This window comes from Pseudarthrobacter sp. B4EP4b, assembly GCF_006680095.1.
GTDB lineage: Bacteria > Actinomycetota > Actinomycetes > Actinomycetales > Micrococcaceae > Arthrobacter.
This window is the reverse complement of record NZ_VHIJ01000017.1, coordinates 41,125-58,418: the sequence shown is the minus strand read 5'-3', so window position 1 is coordinate 58,418 and position 17,294 is coordinate 41,125. Positions and strand designations below refer to the sequence as shown.

At 63.0% G+C, this 17,294-nt stretch carries 11 protein-coding genes; 2 read left to right on the top strand and 9 right to left on the bottom strand.

What is annotated here, in order from left to right; genetic code table 11:
• Positions 1-16: 16 nt before the first annotated feature.
• The 4 genes from FNL14_RS06350 to FNL14_RS06335 all read right to left on the bottom strand — a co-directional run bounded on the left by FNL14_RS06350 (position 17) and on the right by FNL14_RS06335 (position 3,505).
• Positions 17-748: an ABC transporter ATP-binding protein gene (locus FNL14_RS06350; RefSeq protein ID WP_142058580.1), complete on the bottom strand. Its 732-nt coding sequence runs from the start codon at positions 746-748 to the stop codon at positions 17-19.
• Positions 748-1,614, bottom strand: coding sequence for an ABC transporter permease (locus tag FNL14_RS06345; protein WP_142058578.1), 867 nt, complete (start codon positions 1,612-1,614; stop codon positions 748-750). Before FNL14_RS06345 ends, FNL14_RS06350 begins: the two co-directional genes overlap by 1 nt.
• Positions 1,611-2,798, bottom strand: coding sequence for a UDP-galactopyranose mutase (gene glf, locus FNL14_RS06340; RefSeq protein WP_142058576.1), 1,188 nt, complete (start codon positions 2,796-2,798; stop codon positions 1,611-1,613). Before glf ends, FNL14_RS06345 begins: the two co-directional genes overlap by 4 nt.
• Before the next feature lie 122 nt (positions 2,799-2,920).
• The gene (locus tag FNL14_RS06335; protein WP_142058574.1) at positions 2,921-3,505 is read right to left on the bottom strand and encodes an acyltransferase; all 585 of its coding nucleotides are present in this window, start codon (positions 3,503-3,505) and stop codon (positions 2,921-2,923) included.
• Between the two features lie 155 nt (positions 3,506-3,660).
• Here FNL14_RS06335 and FNL14_RS06330 point away from each other — a divergent pair, with 155 nt between their 5' ends.
• Positions 3,661-7,785 carry an FtsK/SpoIIIE domain-containing protein gene (locus tag FNL14_RS06330; protein WP_142058572.1) on the top strand — a complete coding sequence of 1,375 codons (4,125 nt, stop codon included), beginning with the start codon at positions 3,661-3,663 and terminating at the stop codon, positions 7,783-7,785.
• Between the two features lie 55 nt (positions 7,786-7,840).
• On the opposite strand, the gene FNL14_RS06325 is transcribed toward FNL14_RS06330, so the two are convergent.
• Positions 7,841-8,314: a hypothetical protein gene (locus FNL14_RS06325; RefSeq protein WP_370455803.1), complete on the bottom strand. Its 474-nt coding sequence runs from the start codon at positions 8,312-8,314 to the stop codon at positions 7,841-7,843.
• A 231-nt stretch (positions 8,315-8,545) separates the two neighbouring features.
• Here FNL14_RS06325 and FNL14_RS06320 point away from each other — a divergent pair, with 231 nt between their 5' ends.
• The gene (locus tag FNL14_RS06320) at positions 8,546-8,794 is read left to right on the top strand and encodes a WhiB family transcriptional regulator (protein ID WP_015937605.1); all 249 of its coding nucleotides are present in this window, start codon (positions 8,546-8,548) and stop codon (positions 8,792-8,794) included.
• Positions 8,795-8,889: 95 nt separating this feature from the next.
• Here FNL14_RS06320 and FNL14_RS06315 read toward each other — a convergent pair whose 3' ends face one another.
• From FNL14_RS06315 to FNL14_RS06300, 4 genes are read right to left on the bottom strand one after another with little or no spacing between them, the layout of a single operon-like run.
• Positions 8,890-10,356 (bottom strand): sensor histidine kinase, encoded by a 1,467-nt coding sequence (locus FNL14_RS06315; RefSeq protein WP_091415555.1) that lies wholly within the window; start codon positions 10,354-10,356, stop codon positions 8,890-8,892.
• A gap of 28 nt (positions 10,357-10,384) precedes the next feature.
• Complete coding sequence (locus FNL14_RS06310) at positions 10,385-15,238, bottom strand: NAD-glutamate dehydrogenase (protein WP_142058570.1); 4,854 nt, start codon at positions 15,236-15,238, stop codon at positions 10,385-10,387.
• Between the two features lie 56 nt (positions 15,239-15,294).
• Positions 15,295-16,602, bottom strand: a complete 1,308-nt coding sequence (locus FNL14_RS06305) for a P-loop NTPase (protein ID WP_142058568.1) — start codon at positions 16,600-16,602, stop codon at positions 15,295-15,297.
• Complete coding sequence (locus FNL14_RS06300) at positions 16,599-17,243, bottom strand: hypothetical protein (RefSeq protein ID WP_091415548.1); 645 nt, start codon at positions 17,241-17,243, stop codon at positions 16,599-16,601. The genes FNL14_RS06305 and FNL14_RS06300 overlap by 4 nt, the downstream gene beginning before the upstream one ends.
• Between the last annotated feature and the right edge of the window lie 51 nt (positions 17,244-17,294).

Genomic DNA, 17,294 nt, shown 5'->3' with positions numbered 1-17,294 from the left:
ATCTTTACAGCTTCCACTAGTTCTCCCGCAGCAGCCGAACGGCGTCAGCGATAGGACCATCCGCCACCTTCTGGCCTTGGCGCAGTACCACGCCGCGGTCGCATACCCTGCTGACCATGTCCAGATCATGGCTCACCACCACAAGCGTCGTCCCGGACGCGCGCAGTTCCTGCACGCGGGCGAGGCACTTCTTCTGGAAAGGTTCGTCGCCAACAGAGAGAATCTCATCGATAAGAAAGACATCCGGCTTGGTATGGACGGCCACGGAAAATGCTAGCCTCAGGAACATTCCGGACGAATAGAATTTGACTTCAGTATCGATGAATTTGCCGATCTCGGAGAATTCAACGATCTCATCAAAACGATCAGTAGTCTCTTGTTCAGTCATACCGAGGATCACACCGTTGAGGTACACGTTCTCCCGGCCCGTGAGGTCAGGGTGGAATCCTGCACCGACCTCTATGAGTCCCGCAACTTTGCCGCGGGTCCTAACCCGTCCGGTGTCCGAACCCATCACACCCGATATCAGCTTCAGCAAAGTGGACTTGCCAGAGCCGTTGTAACCGAGCAGCGCAACCGATTCTCCAGCATTCACCGTGAGGTCCACACCGTCGAGAGCCATGAACGTAGAGGAGAGATCCCCTCTACGCCCTTTGAAGAGCCATACAACCGTTTCCTTTAGGGAACGGGTATGACGAAGGTTGAATCGCTTGGAGACATTCTCGACGACGATTGCTTCATTTCCCACTACAGCTCCTGCGCAAATCTGCCCTCAAGGCGGCGGAATACAGTTTGGCCCAAAATCAAGAAAACCACTGAAATAAGCAATCCGACCGGGAGCCACAAGGAAATAAGGTGCTCCGGAAGAGGAGCGCTTTCAGGGGCTTTCTGCACAGCGGCGGTGGGGAACCAAAAAGCCGCGTGGAAAAGCTCGACTGCGATCGTCATAGGATTCAGCTGATAAAAGAAATAGAATGTTTCGCCCAAGCTGTCCCTCACAAGGTACCAGGCATATAGGACAGGAGACAGCCACGTGGCCATCATCAGCATAAGATCAACGATGTTTTCCGAATCACGAAACATTACATTGGCTGCGGCAAACAGCAGACCCAAGCCGAGCCCGAGCGCAGTAACGATCACAAATGCTCCTACAGCACCAAGCAACTGCACCAAGGTCGGAGACCAACCAAAGAAGAGACAGGCGACTAATAGGATCAGCAGTTGCGGAAGAAAATGAACTATCGCCACCCAAACGGAAGCGACTGGAAACAGCTCACGCGGAAGGAATATCTTCTTGACTAACGCTCCATTGGCGACAATTGACCTGGTCGCCTGCCCGAATGCCTCAGAGAAAAAATTAACTAGAATAATTCCAGAAAACATGTAAATCACAAAGTTCGGTTGCTTGTTGAGGCCCAGGAAGACACCAAGAGCAAAGTAAAAGACTATGAATTGAACTGCGGGCTTGACATAGCTCCAAAGCAGTCCGAGAACCGAGCTTCGGTAGCGTACCTTCAATTCCTTGCGAACAATCAGCTGAAGGAGCTCCCGGCGCCGAAGGACATCGATAAGTCCGCCGCCCTTATCAGGAGGCGTCAAGGTTGTAGCGCTCAAGCGTCCACTCCCCCACTTTCAATCGCAGCGCCGCTTTCATAGTGCGGCCGGATCTTGTTGTCGAACATGCTCAGCGCAGCCCCGATGGCCATGTGCATGTCCAGGTACTTGTAGGTGCCCAGGCGTCCGCCAAACAGGACGGCTTTCTCTGCAGCGGCAAGGTCCCGGTACTTGAGCAGCCGCTCCCGGTCGGCGGAGGTGTTCACCGGGTAGTAGGGCTCGTCCCCCTTCTCGGCGAACCGGGAGAATTCGCGCATGATGACCGTCTTCTCGGTCTGGTAGTCACGCTCGGGGTGGAAATGGCGTGGTTCGATCACGCGGGTGTAGGGGATGTCGGCGTCGTTGTAGTTCACCACGGACGTGCCCTGGAAGTCACCAACGTCCAGAACCTCTTCCTCAAAATCGATGGTGCGCCAGGAGAGGTCGCCTTCGGCGTAGTCGAAGTAGCGGTCCACAGGGCCCGTGTAGACCACCGGGATGTTCCCCACAACCTTGTTTTTGCTGTATTCATGCGACTCGTCGAAGAAGTCGGTATTCAGCCGCACTTCGATATTGGGGTGCTCTGCCATCTTTTCGATCCAGGCGGTGTAGCCGTTCGTGGGCAGGCCTTCGTACTTGTCATTGAAGTACCGGTTGTCGTAGTTGTAGCGCACCGGGAGCCGCGAGATGATGCCCGCGGGCAGGTCCTTGGGGTCCGTCTGCCACTGCTTCCCGGTGTAGTGCTTGATGAAGGCCTCGTACAGGGGGCGGCCGATCAGCTGGATGCCCTTGTCATTGAGGTTCTGGGGATCAGTTCCTGCAAGCTCGCCCGCCTGCTCCTGGATAAGGTCCCTCGCCTGGCCAGGGGTGAGGTTGGCGCGGAAGAACTGGTTGATGGTCGCGAGGTTGATCGGCAGGGAATAGACCTCGCCCTTGTGGACACCGTAGACCTTGTGCACGTAGTTGGTGAAGGTGGTGAACCTGTTGACGTACTCCCACACCCGCTCGTTGGATGTGTGGAAAAGGTGGGCGCCGTACCGGTGGATTTCAATACCGGTCTGCTCTTCCTTTTCGCTGTAGGCATTACCGCCGATGTGGTGGCGGCGGTCGAGGACAACCACCTTCAAGTCGAGCTCAGTAGCGGCCTGTTCTGCGATTGTCAGGCCAAAAAAGCCGGACCCTACGATGACAAGGTCAGCGGTCACAAAATCTCCTGGTTTGAATGCGGGCAGCGCAATGGTGCGCATTGTCTGCTGCTCTAGCCTACCCGAGGCACTACAGCGCACGTCGAATCCGGCACCCCTGTACCCCAGGGAAACGGGTTGTTTTACCCCTCCGCCAGGATGCCATCCTGCTCAACGTACCGGGCTCCGGTCCGGGGGCACACCCATTCCCCGCCCTCGTGCTGCAGCGGGTGGCCCGCCTTCCCAACCCAGCCAACACGCCGGGCGGGTACGCCCGCCACAAGGGCGAAGTCGGGCACATTTTTGGTGACAACAGCACCAGCGGCGACTGTTGCCCAAGCACCGATAGTCACCGGCGCGATGCACACTGCCCGGGCCCCGATTGCGGCACCTTCGCGGATAGTGACGCCGACTTTGTCCCAGTCGTCCTCTGTCTTCAGCCCGCCGTCGGGAGTCACTGCACGGGGGAAAACATCGTTGGTCAGCACCACCGCAGGGCCAATAAATACGCCGGCTTCCAGCACCGCCGGCTCGTACACCAGGGCATAGTTCTGGACCTTGCAGTTGTCGCCCAGCAAGGCACCTGGACCTATATAGGCCCCGCGGCCGATCACACAGTTCTCCCCCACCTGCGCGGACTCCCGGACCTGTGCCAAATGCCACACTTTTGTTCCGGCCCCGATGATGGCTTCCTCGGACACATCAGCGCTGTCTGCAACAGTGCTCACAGTGCCTCCTTCATAGCCGGGACCGCGAGTGCGGTCGAGTCTGTAGCGATCCTAACCGAGCCCCGACAGAGTTTGTCCACATACAGCAACTCGCTGGGGCGGCTGTGGCCGTCCACTGGCTAGCGTGGATTCAAAGGCCGTAAGGATCTGTAGGCATGAAATTGCATTGCACCCTCGTCCGCAGCCAGGAGTCCGGGCTGCCGGGCACACCCCTGGAACTGACCATCCAGGCTCCCGAAGGCACTGCCGGTGCCTCCATCCAAGGCGAACTGACGCGCCAGTTCGGCACAGGGGGCGTCTCGGTCAGCAGCAGGGCGCTTCAGTCACTCACGGTGGGCGAGCCGCCCTTAGTTAATGGCGCAGTTCTGGTCGAGGGGGCCGCCCTTGCTGGCGCACGTAAATTACGACGGCGGGCGCCCGCTGATGAGGCTTACCTCGCCCTGGCCGTTCACAGCGGCGTGGGCGCCGGCATCGTCGTACCGTTACGCCGCGGCTCATACACCCTCGGCAGGAGCGGTACCCGCATCGAGATCCCCGATCCCGAGCTCTCCCGTGAACACGCACGCCTCGATGTCAGCGAAACAGACATCATGATCATCGATCTGGACAGCGCGAACGGCATCGACGTCGACGACGTGAGGGTCAGGAATGCAGTCATTTCCACGGACTCGGTCATCCGCTGCGGGAATACAACAATGTCGCTGGTTCTGCTGGACCCGCCGGAAAGAGCACTCGACCACGCCGGGATGTCCACCCAGGAACCCCTCACCGTCACCGGCCGAACGGAGACAAGCAACCGGACAGTGCTCGTCCTGACGGCAGCCCTTCCGCTGCTGATCGGGGTGGGACTTGCCGTAGTAACGGGAATGTGGATGTTCCTCGCCTTTTCGGCCGCTTCAGCAGTATCCGTCCTCGTTCCCCTCGCCGCCGGGCGCCGCCAGCGCCGGGACCTCGCCACTTCTATTGCGGCTGCCGTGGACGAAGACCGGAAACGACGGTGCCTGGCGGGTCCGTCGCTTGCATGCCTGATGCTGGCCGCCCGCCAGAAGCAAGGCAGCCCAAAACAGGGCGGCCAAGAACAGGTCGGCGAGACACAGACTGCCTCCTCCGACGATGGCGCTGAGGAGGCTGGTGTGTGGCTGCGGCTTGGCGAGGCTTCCCAACCGGCGAACGTGAAAGTGGAGCGGGGGGACCCTTCCGCCGGCATTCCATCCGCGGGCATTGTTCCCGTCGCTTTGGATCCGGACATCGCCAGGACCACCTTCCGGGGACCGAAGGCCGTAGCCGACGGCCTGGTCCGTTCACTCGTCATGCAACTCTCCGGCTACCCCAGGGCCCGCAGCACACGCGTTCTCATCGTGGCGGACGCGGAGCGTCTTCCTCTAGCCGCCCGGTACCTGCCCGGCAGCACTCTCACCGCTTCCTCACATGGCGCATGCAGAATTTTGGCGGAGGGCTTTGGTCCCGCCCATCAGCATGGTGTCCTCATCATGCTCGGAACTTCGAGTGCTCAGGACGACGACGCGACATCCGCCATGGCGGCAGGGCTTGGCTGGCAGGTCCTTCAGTTCCTCCCTGCTGCCGGGGGAGGTGACCCCACTTGGGAGGTGGAGATTTCTGAGCGGACATCCATCCTTCGGGGCCCGGCAGGTGGGGTTGCCTTCGTCCCGGATCTCGCCCCGGAGTCAGTGTTCACCGATTTCTGCCGGAACCTCGCTGGGCAACCGGCCCCGCCGGACAAAGGATCCAAGACTGTCCCGGGCTGCTGCGCGCTCAGTGATCTCCTGCCGCTTTCCCCAGCCGGGGTCGCGGCCCGGTGGAATCAGAGCGCGCAAGCCGATGGATTGCCTGTGGCCATGGGAATCAGCGCCGCTGGAACGCATGGCTTGGACCTCGTCTCAGACGGCCCGCATCTGCTGGTCGCGGGAACCACGGGCTCGGGCAAGTCAGAACTGCTCCGCACGTTCGCCCTGGCATTGGCCCTCAGCCATCCGCCAGACCGCGTGAATTTCCTCTTTGTTGATTTCAAGGGCGGGTCCGGGCTTGGCCCTTTAACGGAACTCGTCCACTGCGTCGGGATGCTGACCGACCTGTCCACCTACGAGCTCGAACGGACCATGGCCTCGCTCAGGGCTGAGATCAGGTTGCGGGAGGAAGCTCTGGCTGCCGCCCAGGTGCCGGATCTCGCCTCGTACCGTTCCACCGAGGCTTCCCCCAGCTTTCCACTCCCCCACCTGGTGATTGTGATCGATGAATTCAGGATGCTGGTTGATGATGCGCCGGAGGTGCTGCGGGAATTGATGCGGATCGCAGCGATCGGGCGGTCGCTGGGGATCCACCTGGTAATGGCTACCCAGCGGCCGCAGGGAGCCGTCACAGCGGACATCCGGGCCAATGTCACCTCCAGCATCGCCCTTCGAGTGCAATCCGATATGGAGTCCTGCGACATCATCAACACCAAGGATGCAGCACGTATCAGCGTGGGTACGCCGGGACGGGCTTTTATGGCGCGGGGTACTGAAGCGCCGCAGGAATTCCAGACAGCGACAATCGGGACAGCCCGTGCCGGGCCTGGCTGGGCAGACGCTATCAAGGTGCAACACGCCGTGGACTGTTTCACACGGGATGGAACCAGTGATGCAGACGGAGAAAGCAGCGGGGACCAGCCGCCCGGGCAACAGACACCCGCCCAAGCTGCCCAACCGTTGGTGGCGATGGTGCAGGACCTGTGGCACGGCCGGAACGGACCGGCACCCCGGCTTCCGGTGGCCGCTCCCCTGCCTTCGAATCTGCCGGTTCCTGGCAGCAGACAGTCTGCAGGCCACCCCGGCAGCGGGAAAAACGCAGGATGGGCAATCGAACTCGGACTGATGGATCTGCCGGAAGACCAGAAGGTGGTTCCCCTCGTGTGGAAGCCCCCGGAGCACAGTCATCTGGCGCTGGTCGGCGGCCCGTCTTCAGGTGCGCTGGAGGCCCTTGGATTCGCCGTCTCCCAGATTGTCCTCCATCCGGTGGAAGCACACTGCTACCTGCTGGGCGCAGGCGGCGCTTTCCGTGGCCTTGCCGGCTCCGGTCGAATTGGAGCGCACGTAGGCCCGCACGAGCTCCGGCGGGCGGTCCGTGTGCTGGAGCGCCTGAAACAGGAGATGGCCCGGCGGTTAAGCGACGGTGGGATGAAGAGCGAGGTGCCATTGGTACTGGCTATTTCCGGATGGGGATCATGGATATCGGCCCTGCGGGCAGGACCCCTGGCCTGGGCCGAAGACCTCGTACAGGATCTGGCCCGGGACGGCAGCCGGGCGGACATTGTGGTGATGCTTGAGGGCGACAGGGAACTTGTCAGTTCCCGGACGTTCGCTTTGCTCGCGAACCGGCTATATTTCCCCACCGGATCCAATGCGGACAGCCGGATAGCGTGGCCACGCATGCCCGCTACAGCCGAGAATAAAGGACGGGCCGTGGCGTTCGGCGCCATCGCCGGCGGCGGCCCTGCAGTGAGCCAGCTGTACAACCCGGACCTGGAAACCTTGAGCAAGTGGGCCATGGCCCCAGGAAAGGCGCCCACAAGACGTCCCTTCCGCATCGAACCACTTCCTGCGCTGGTGCAGGCCACCAAGATCAGTTCCAGCGCAACGAGCAATCTGAGCAGCACCCCGGAGTCTCCAAAGCCGGCCAATAGTGCGACAGGCAACAACAACGGGGCAGGCAGCAAGGGCCAACCCTTGGTGATTGGTATCGGCGGGGATGAGCTCGAGCCAGCATCCATCAGCCTGCCGTACGGAGGCGTGCTCACAGTCCTGGGCGGACCCGGATCGGGGAAAACGAACCTCCTGCGCGCGCTGCCTCTGATGAATCCGGCACGCGGGCCATGGCTTTGCTGCGAGGCAGGTAGCGACGCCGCTGAGTACTGGCAGCAGTCGCTGGCGACGGCAGCAGCGGGCCGTGCACAACCAGGGACCTTGGCGCTGGTGGACGATGCCGATCTCTTATCCACCGAAACCCTGCAGTACCTGTCGGAACTGAACGCATTGGGCTGCGCGGTGGTGCTGACGGCCAACTACAGCCCCCTGCTCCTGCAGCGTGTGCCGCTGGTCATGAAGTCCCGCGCGTCCGGAACCGGCGTGCTATTGGCACCCCGTTCACTACTGGATGGTGACCTCTTTGGAACCAGGTTTGAAGTGGAGGCCCACCCAGTTCCCGGGAGAGGAGTGCTGATCTCCCGCGACGGGGCACGGAACGTCCAAGTCGGCTGGTCCGGCTGGAACCAGACCCATATGTAGTGCCGACCGCCAGCGCACGAACGCGGCATGCAACCCACATAAGGAGTCGAGCCAGTCAGAGGGCCGGCGTGGAACCGCCCGTGCGGGAAGCGAAGGTGATGAGCTTGTTCTGGAACAACAGCACAACGGCAGTGACGGCCGGAATCAGCATCGCCAGTCCAGCCACGGGAAGGCCGGCGCTCATTGTTGGGAAGCCGATGGTGAGGACAAACAACTGGGCCACCAGGGCAGCAGCCCTGGTCCACCGGTATCCGCGGTAGAGAAAAAGTGCCACCGCGTACAGCCAGGCCGAGAACGCCAGCAACAGCCCCAGCGTAAAGACGGCACCCCAGAACGACAGCACGGGGCTGCCCGCTGCAAGCTGGTAGCCGTACCAGGCGGCCGCGGCCAACAGGGCGGTTGCTTCGGCAGCGACAATCACTGCCACCACGAGCACCGCAGGCGGACGGGCCCCGCCACTCGGCTGTTCTGGCCCGGACCCCCCTGTTGGAGCCTGCGGGTCTACGGGGTTTTCCGGAGGTCTTGACACACTGGCACCCTACCGGACATAGTCGGACAGTGGTGAGGCCCAGTACCGCCACTGTGATGTATCGCTCAGCGTTCCGGGGATTTCAAGCCTTATTACCCCTTGTTTACACAGCGTTAACATGACAGGCTTGATTCAGATGACCAACGGGGCCCTGCCGGGCCCCTTTCCTTTGTAGCTACTAGTGAATAATTTCACAAAGGGCACTTCCCAGAAATGGAGCAACTGATCAGCATGGATTGGCGTAACCGCGCAGCGTGCCTCGAAAAGGACCCGGAACTGTTTTTCCCCGTTGGAAACACAGGCCCGGCACTCCTGCAGATCGAGGAAGCCAAGAGCGTCTGCCGCCGGTGTCCCGTAGTGGACACATGCCTGCAGTGGGCTCTCGAGTCGGGCCAGGATGCCGGTGTATGGGGCGGCATGAGCGAAGACGAGCGCCGGGCCCTGAAGCGCCGTGCAGCACGCGCCCGCCGCGCCTCCTGATCCCTCCAGGCACAACGGCTGGCTGAAAAAGCTTAACAAGAAGGCCCTGGCCGCAACCCGCAAAGGTTGCCGCCAGGGCCTTCTGCTGTCTCCTGCTACTTGGCCGGAAGGATCAGCCGGATCTGCACGGCGGTGCCGCCGCCTTCACGGGGAAGCCACTGGATGCTCCCGCCCAGCTCGCTGGTGACCAGCGTCCGCACGATCTGCAAACCGAGGCCCTCAACATGGGGAGTATCAGGAAGTCCCACCCCGTCGTCGGCAATGGTCACGGTGAGTTCCTCGCCGTCGTCGCCTTCGGAACGGTCGGCCAGCAGCCAGACAGTCCCGGTCCGCCCCTCCAGGCCATGCTCCACAGCATTGGTGACGAGTTCATTGATCACCAGCGCCAGCGGCGTGGCAAAATCACTCGGCAGTTCACCGAACATGCCCGAACGCTCGGTCCGGACCTGCTGGGACGGCGACGCCACTTCCGCGGAAAGCCTGAACTGCCGCCCGATCAGCTCGTCAAAGTCGACACTCTGCGTCAGGCCCTGGGACAGGGTTTCGTGAACCAGTGCGATGGTTGCTACCCGGCGCATCGCCTGTTCGAGCCCCTGCTTCGCCTCATCGCTCACCATCCGGCGGGACTGCATGCGCAACAGCGCGGCCACCGTCTGCAGGTTGTTCTTGACCCGGTGGTGGATTTCGCGGATGGTGGCGTCCTTTGTCACCAGCTCCATCTCGCGCCGCCGAAGCTCGGACACGTCGCGGCAGAGGACCAGCGCGCCGAAGCGCTGCTGCTCATCACGCAGCGGGATGGCCCGCAGTGACAGGCTTACGCCGCGGGACTCGATCTCGCTGCGCCACGGCATCCGTCCGGTTACTACCAGGGGCAAGGTTTCGTCCACCATGCGGCGGTCCTTGAGCAGGCTGGCGGTGACCTCGGCCAGGGAGCGCCCCTCCAGGGACTCCCCGTCACCGAGACGCCGGAAAGCGGACACGCCGTTGGGGCTGGCGTACTGCACCATGCCCTCGGCGTCCAGCCTGATGAGCCCGTCTCCAACCCGTGGTGCGCCGCGGCGGGAACCCGTGGGCGAGGCGAAGTCCGGCCACAGCCCCAAGGTCCCCATCCGCAGCAGGTCGTAGGCGCACTGCCGGTAGGTCAGTTCAAGCCTGGAGGGCATGCGTGAACTGGAAAGGTCCATGTGCGTGGTGACAACGGCCAGGGTCCGCCCGTTCCGGACCATGGGAACGGCTTCCACCCGGAGCGCCATTTCGCTGCTCCAGTTGGTTTCGCTGGAGCGCTCGATGGAGCGGCTGTTCCAGGCCTTGTCCACCAGCGGCTGGAGGTCCGAGCGGATGGGTTCGCCCACGAAGTCGCCATGGAACACCGTATGTGTGGTGGAAGGCCGGACGTGAGCCAGCGCCACATACCCGTGGTCAGGGTGGGGGAACCAGAGCGCCAGGTCGGCGAACGCCAGGTCCGCGACCATCTGCCAGTCCCCCACCAGGAGGTGCAGCCATTCGGCATCGCCCGGCCCGAAATCAGCATGTTCCCTGATAGGGTCCGTAAAGATTGCCACTGCACCTCCATTTGCGACGCAGCACCGGCTAGCGTCGGACGATTGACCTCAAGAGCCTCAATGCTACCGACAGTGAGGCCATATCGTCGGCCTCGAGGGCATTGACCTCATCGAACATGCTCTTCGCGCGGCCCAACTGCTCGGCGTTCTGCGCCTCCCAGTCCTTGAGCCGCGCCTCCGGTGAATCGGCCGCAGCGGTGGCGTCCAGCACCGCCGTCGTAATGTCCGAGACTGTGGAATACAAATCATCGCGCAAGGCAGCCCTGGCCAGCGCCTGCCACCGGTCCTGCCGCGGCAGGCTGCTGATCCGCTCCAGGAGCGAGTCAGCGTGGAACCGGTTGAAAACGGTGTAGTAGACCGCCGCGATCTCCTCCACAGGATTCCTGCGAACCCTCGCGATCTTCGCGATGTCCAGCAGCACAAAGCTCTCGAACAGCTCCGCCCAGCGCAGTGCCAGCCCCTCGGGAAGCTCCCACTCGCGGGCCGTGGAAAGCCAGCCGGCCACCCTGTTCCGGTCGTCCCCGCGCAGGTAATCCAGCAGGCGGGCCCGCATCGGGTCGACAAGGGGCTTGAATTCCTCCACAACGTCGGCGATAGGCCTGGCCACGCTGCCCTGTCCCAGCAACCACCGCACTGCCCGGTCCAGCAGCCGCCGGATGTCCAGGTGGACTGCGCTCCAGTGCTCGGTGGGGAACGACGCCGGCAGGCTGTTCAACTCCTCCACCATCGCATCGAGTTCGTAGACCTCACGCAGGGCGACGAAGGCCTTGGCTACCGCAACTTCAGAGGCCGATGTTTCTTCCATGGTCCGGAACGCGAACGTGATGCCGCCAAGGTTGATCATGTCGTTGGCCACTATCGTGGCGATGATCTCGCGGCGCAGCGGATGGGTATCCAGCTCCGCATCGAAGCGGTCCCGCAGCTGCTCCGGGAAGTAGGCCCGCAGCGTCTTCCGGAACCACGGGTCGTCGGCCAGGTCGCTGTCCCGCAGCGCTGAGGCCAGCTCGATTTTGGCGTACGCGGCCAGCACCGACAGTTCCGGAGAGGTCAGGCCCTGGCCCTGCTGCAGCCGTTCGTGCAGCTCCGCCGTGGTGGGCAGTGCCTCCAGCTCCCGGTTCAGGTCGGCCTTCTTCTCCAGCCAGTCCATCAGGCGCTCGTAGCTCGGGCTCCACTCGGCCACCCGGGTACGGTCGTTCAGCAGCAGGATGTTCTGGTCGATGTTGTCCTCAAGGACGAGGCGGCCCACCTCATCGGTCATCGATGCAAGGAAACCGGCGCGCTCTTCGGCGGACAGCTTCCCTGCAGCGACCATGCGGTCCACGAAGATCTTGATGTTGACCTCGTGGTCCGAGCAGTCAACGCCGGCGGAGTTGTCGATGGCATCGGTGTTGAGGATAACTCCCTGCAGTGCGGCCTCAATTCGGCCGCGCTGCGTCATGCCGAGGTTTCCGCCTTCGCCCACCACCTTGACGCGCAGGTCCTTGCCGTCCACGCGGATGGCGTCGTTGGCTTTGTCCCCCACCGCGGCGTTGGATTCGGTGCTCGCCTTGACGTAGGTTCCGATTCCGCCGTTGTACAGCAGGTCGGCAGGTGCCAGCAGGATGGCGCGGAGGAGTTCGGGCGGGCTGAGTTCAGTGGTGTCCGCGGGAAGTCCCAGGGCAGCCCGCACCTGCGCTGACACCGGAATCGACTTCGCCTGGCGCGGGAACACCCCGCCGCCTTCGCTGATGAGGGACTTGTTGTAGTCATCCCACGAAGACCTGGGCAGCTCGAACAACCGCTGCCGCTCCACGAACGAGGTCTCCTCATCCGGATTGGGGTCGAGGAAGACGTGGCGGTGGTCAAATGCCGCGATGAGCCTGATGTGCCTTGAGAGGAGCATGCCGTTACCGAACACGTCACCGGACATATCTCCTACACCCACCACGCTGAAGGGCTGGGTCTGCGTGTCCAGGTCCAGCTCGCTGAAGTGGCGCTTCACTGATTCCCAGGCGCCGCGGGCAGTAATGCCCATAGCCTTGTGGTCGTAGCCCACCGAGCCGCCGGAGGCAAAAGCGTCTCCGAGCCAGAAGCCGTATTCGGCGGCCAGCCCGTTCGCGATGTCCGAGAAGGTCGCGGTTCCCTTGTCCGCCGCCACCACGAGGTAGGAATCGTCGCCGTCGTGCCGTACAAGGTCCGACGGCGGCACGAGCCGCTCGTCGCCGCCCTCCGTCAGGAGGTTGTCAGTGAGGTCGAGCAGGCCGCGGATGAACGTCTTGTAGCTTTCGATGCCTTCGGCCATCCACGCGGAGCGGTCCACCGTGGGATCCGGGAGCTGTTTGGCGAAGAAGCCGCCCTTGGCCCCGGTAGGCACGATGACGGCGTTCTTGACCGTCTGCGCTTTCACCAGGCCAAGGACTTCGGTGCGGAAGTCCTCGCGCCGGTCGGACCAGCGCAGGCCGCCGCGGGCCACCTTGCCGAATCGAAGGTGGACGCCCTCGACGCGGGGGGCGTAGACCCAGATTTCGAACATGGGGCGCGGGAAGGGCAGCCCCTTGATCTGTGAGGGATCAAGCTTGAAGCTCAGGTGCGGCTTGTACTGGTAGAAGTTGGTCCGGAGCGTCGATTCGATCAGGTTGAGGAAGGTCCGCAGGACGCGGTCCGCATCCAGCGTGGCCACCTTTTCGATGGCCTCCGCCAGTTCTGCACGCACGGATGCCTGGGCCTCAACCCGCTGCTCTTCGCTTAGCGATGGATCGAAGCGGGCGGCGAAGAGCGCGCTGAGGCCCCTGGTGACGTCCGGGTTGGCGAGCAGCGTGTCAGCCATGAATCCGAAGGAATTGCTGTTGCCCATCTGGCGCATGTACCGGGCGTAAGCGCGCAGCACAGTGATCTGGCGCCACTGCAGTCCCTCCCGGAGGACCAGCCTGTCAAACGCGTCAGACTCGGCAGCGCCGGTCACCGCGGCACCGAAGGAATCGGCAAGAAGCTCATTGGTGGCCACCGGATCCACACCCGCCGGGTATTTCAGGCCGAGGTCGTACAGGAAGAAGTCCCGCCGGTCCGCGGTTTCGATCTCGAACGGGCGCTCGTCGAGCACCTCCAGGCCAAGGTTGTGGAAGAAGGGCAGGATCTGGCTCAAACTCTTTGGCTCCAGCATGTAGAGCTTGACCCGGGCGTCCTCCTCAAGCGTTGCCCCTGCCCCTTCGGGAAGGTAGACATGGACGCCGGGGCGTTCCTGCTTGGCGCCTGCCGTACGTTCCGCGGCCGCACCGTATTTTTCGAAACGGGCGATGTCCTCGAGGGCGTCCTCAACTTCATAGTCCACCCGGTAGCTCGCAGGAAAGGCTTCCGACCAGATGGCCGCCAGCTCCTTGGCCTCACCGACGTCCCGGCCTTCGCGCAGGACTTCAGCGATGCCTTCGCTCCAGGAGCGGGCGGCCAGCACGAGCCGCTTTTCCAGTTCCTCCGTGTTGACATGGCTGACGTCTGCACCCTTGGGCAGGCGGATGCGGAAGAAGAGCCGGGCGAGGGCGGACTCCGTCATGCGCGCTTCGTAGTCGATGGAGACGGCCTGGAAGGTTTCGCGCAGTTCCTGCTCGATCCGGAGCCGGACGTTGGTGGTGTACCTGTCCCGGGGAAGGTAGACGACCGCGGACATGAAGCGGCCATAGATGTCGGGACGCAGGAAGAGCCGGGTGCGCCGGCGTTCCTGCAGTTTCTGGATGCCCAGGGCCGTGGAAGCGAGGTCCGGAACTTCGATCTGGAAGAGTTCGTCCCTCGGGTATGTTTCCAGGATGCCCAGGAGGTCTTTGCCGGAGTGCGAGTCCGGCGGGAAGCCGGCACTGCTTAGGACGTCGTCGACCTTTTCCCGGACGATGGGAATGTTGCGGACGGACCCCGTGTAGGCACTGGTAGCGAAGAGGCCGATGAAGCGCTGCTCGCCATTAACATTGCCTGCGGCATCAAAACTCTTAATCCCGATGTAGTCAAGGTATGCCGAACGGTGGACGGTGGAACGCGAATTGGCCTTTGTGATGACAAGGGCACGCTTTTCACGTGCCTTTTTCCTGCCGGTGTCGGTCAGGTGCTGGATGTGCGGTGAGTCGGCGGATGCGCGCAACAGCCCCAGGCCGCTGTCTTCGCGCAGTTCCAGCACATCTTCCCCGTCCACGTTGACGAGGTCGTATTCCCGGTAGCCGAGGAAAGTAAAGTTGCCGTCATCGAGCCAGTGCAGGAGGTCCTGGGCCTGGCGCAGCTCGGCGATCTGGGCCGGGTTGGCCACCTTGTCCAGGTTCTCTGCGATCTCCAGCGCCTTCTGGCGCATCTTGGGCCAGTCTTCAACCGCGGCCCGGACGTCGTTCAGTACACGCTGCAAGCCTTCCAGGAGTGAGGCTTTGACTTCATCGGAGACACGGTTGATCTCGACGGCGATCCACGACTCCATATAAGAGGCGCTCTCACCCTGTGCAATGAGGCGGGACAGGCTGGGCATGGCGGCGGTGTCACCGCTGGAAATGCCGATATGGGAGGGGACTTTGTTGACCTTCACCAGCGCGCCGGTTTCCCTGTTGCGGGCCGCAACGAACAGCGGGTGTACCACCAGCCTGATGGCCGCGTGCTGGCGGACGAGTTCCGCGTTGACGGAATCGACGAGGAACGGCATGTCATCGGTGACTACGAAGACCACGCTGCTGTCTTCCTCATCATGGATGGCGATGTTCGCCTGGCCCGGCTTCCTGATGGAAGCGACGTTGCGGTGCCCCTCCGCCCTGGCGGTCAGCAGATCCCCGGTGTAGCTCCGGGCGTCCTCGTCAGCCAGGTGCTCATAGTAGTCCCCGAGAAAGCCTTCATGGCCTTCAATGGAAAGGGGCTGATCCTCCACGCTGGATCCAGACGACATCGACAAACGCCTCCATCACAAGTCTTCGCTGCATCGTCGCAGCTCTTACGGCGAGCCTAGTCCTTTAGTTTCCGCCGTGCTGTGGAAGAAAATACAGAGGTTTTCGTTGTTTGCTGGACAGGTGCACAAACGAGTTCGGCGATGGCGCGACGAAGCGGAGAATCCGGCGCCACCTCCAGCAACAGCGAACCACCAAGCAGCGCGGAATCGGCCGCCGCGGCGTCGTGTGGCAGGAAGGCCTTGAGTTCCGACGCCGGGCCGTAGCGTGCCCAGGCGTCCCGCAGTTGGCGCTCAGGGCCCCGGCCCACCGAGGAGGGTCGGACTTTATTCATCACGACGATGGGCGCGGACTGCGGCACCGCCTCCTCAAGCTCGGCAAGGCCGCGCACAAGCCGTGGCACACCCACAGGATCCGCTGCACCGACCGCATAGACGGTGTCCGCGAGCTCAAGCGAACGCAGGGTGGCTGCGTTCCGCCGGGGAGCCATGGTGTCAAAACTCAATTCCTCATCGGCTTCCAAGCAGAAGCCAGTGTCCACCACAACAACCTCTGCGATCTGCCTGGCACGCTCCAGCACCAAGGCAAGGGCCGGTGCCCGCAGCTCCGTCCATCGGTCCGCGCGGGTAATGCCGGTCAGTACGCGAAAAGAGCCCAGTTTCGTGGCAACGGGAGTGGCCACCTTCTTCAAGGCCTGGCTGTCCAGCAAGCCTTGGTCGGCCAGCCGGCAGGCCTGGGCCAGGCCGGCCGATTCGTCCATCAGGCCCAGCACCGCAGCAACGCTCGCCCCATAACTGTCAGCGTCCACGAGGAGAACCGATTTTCCCTCAGCGGCCAGTTCACCGGCAATGTTTGCGGCAAGGGTTGTCCGGCCGGGCGATCCTGCCGGGCCCCAGACCGCGATGATCTCTCCCGGCCCCGGCTCGTCGGGACTCCTTTCTGTGTCCAGCTCAACGGGGGCGAGGGCAGCACCAGGATCGGCAGCGGCGCTGCGGTAGGCTCCAACGCGCCCGCCACCGGTCAGCAGCGCCACCGCCTCGGCGATCCGTTCCGACAGCACCGCCGATTCCACCCCGGTCAGGGCTGAGGCCACTCCTATCCCCCGCAGCCTGGCGGCTTCCTCGGCCGAGTCGGTCAGGGCAATGACGGCTACGCCCACAGCGCCCAGCCGGTCCACGAGAGAGGCGGTGAGATCCTCCGAGCCGTCCGCTACTACCGCAGCGCGCGCCAGTCCGCTCTGGCACGCTGCCAGCAGTTCGGTGAGTTCAGTACACCTGCGCACTACCGTCACGGGTCCATGCAGGCGTTCCAGCCCGCCGACCAGGTCCTCGCGGCTCTGGCCAACAGTGACGACGGGAATGCTCATCGAGTGCCGCCCCCTGGATTCCAGACAACGGAAATTTTCGCTTCGTTGGCCTGCGCACCGAGCAGGGCGGGCATCTGGGTGTCTTCGACGAGAACCATCAACACCGTGGTCCGGGAGGATCCCAGGGTTGTAGTGCCCTCCGTGACCTCAGCAATCTCAGCGCCGGGCAACAAAAGCTTCGGCTCACTGAACCCATTCCGCGCATCAGGCTGGGCCACCCAGACATCCACCCTGGCGCCCGGGACCGCCTGGGCGGGCAACGTTTCTTCAATGGTGAGGGCAACCGGCTTGCGGTCAAGCTCATCCACTGCGCCCAGGCTTGCCCTGGGCACAAGTTGGTCCTTGCCGATCCGTTGGACGGCAACAACGCCTTCCGGCAACCCCGACTCGGCGGTGATGTACTGGGATTCAGTCTCACCCAGCCTCACCTTGGCCCGGACGACATTCTCCGACGTCAGCTTTTCACCCACGGCAATGCCGTCCCTGGCAGCGTAGACCTCCGTGGTCCGGTCCGCGCTGTCCACGAGAAAAACGACGCCTGCCACGGACGCCAGCACCAGGAGGACACCTGCCAGCAGGCGGGGGTCCTTCCAGGAAGGTCGTTTCAGCCTGGCAGCCGCAGCAGATGACTCAGGAACCATTACCTTTTCTCCCCCCAATGTGCACCGGGACTGCGCGGTGTGCCCGGACTC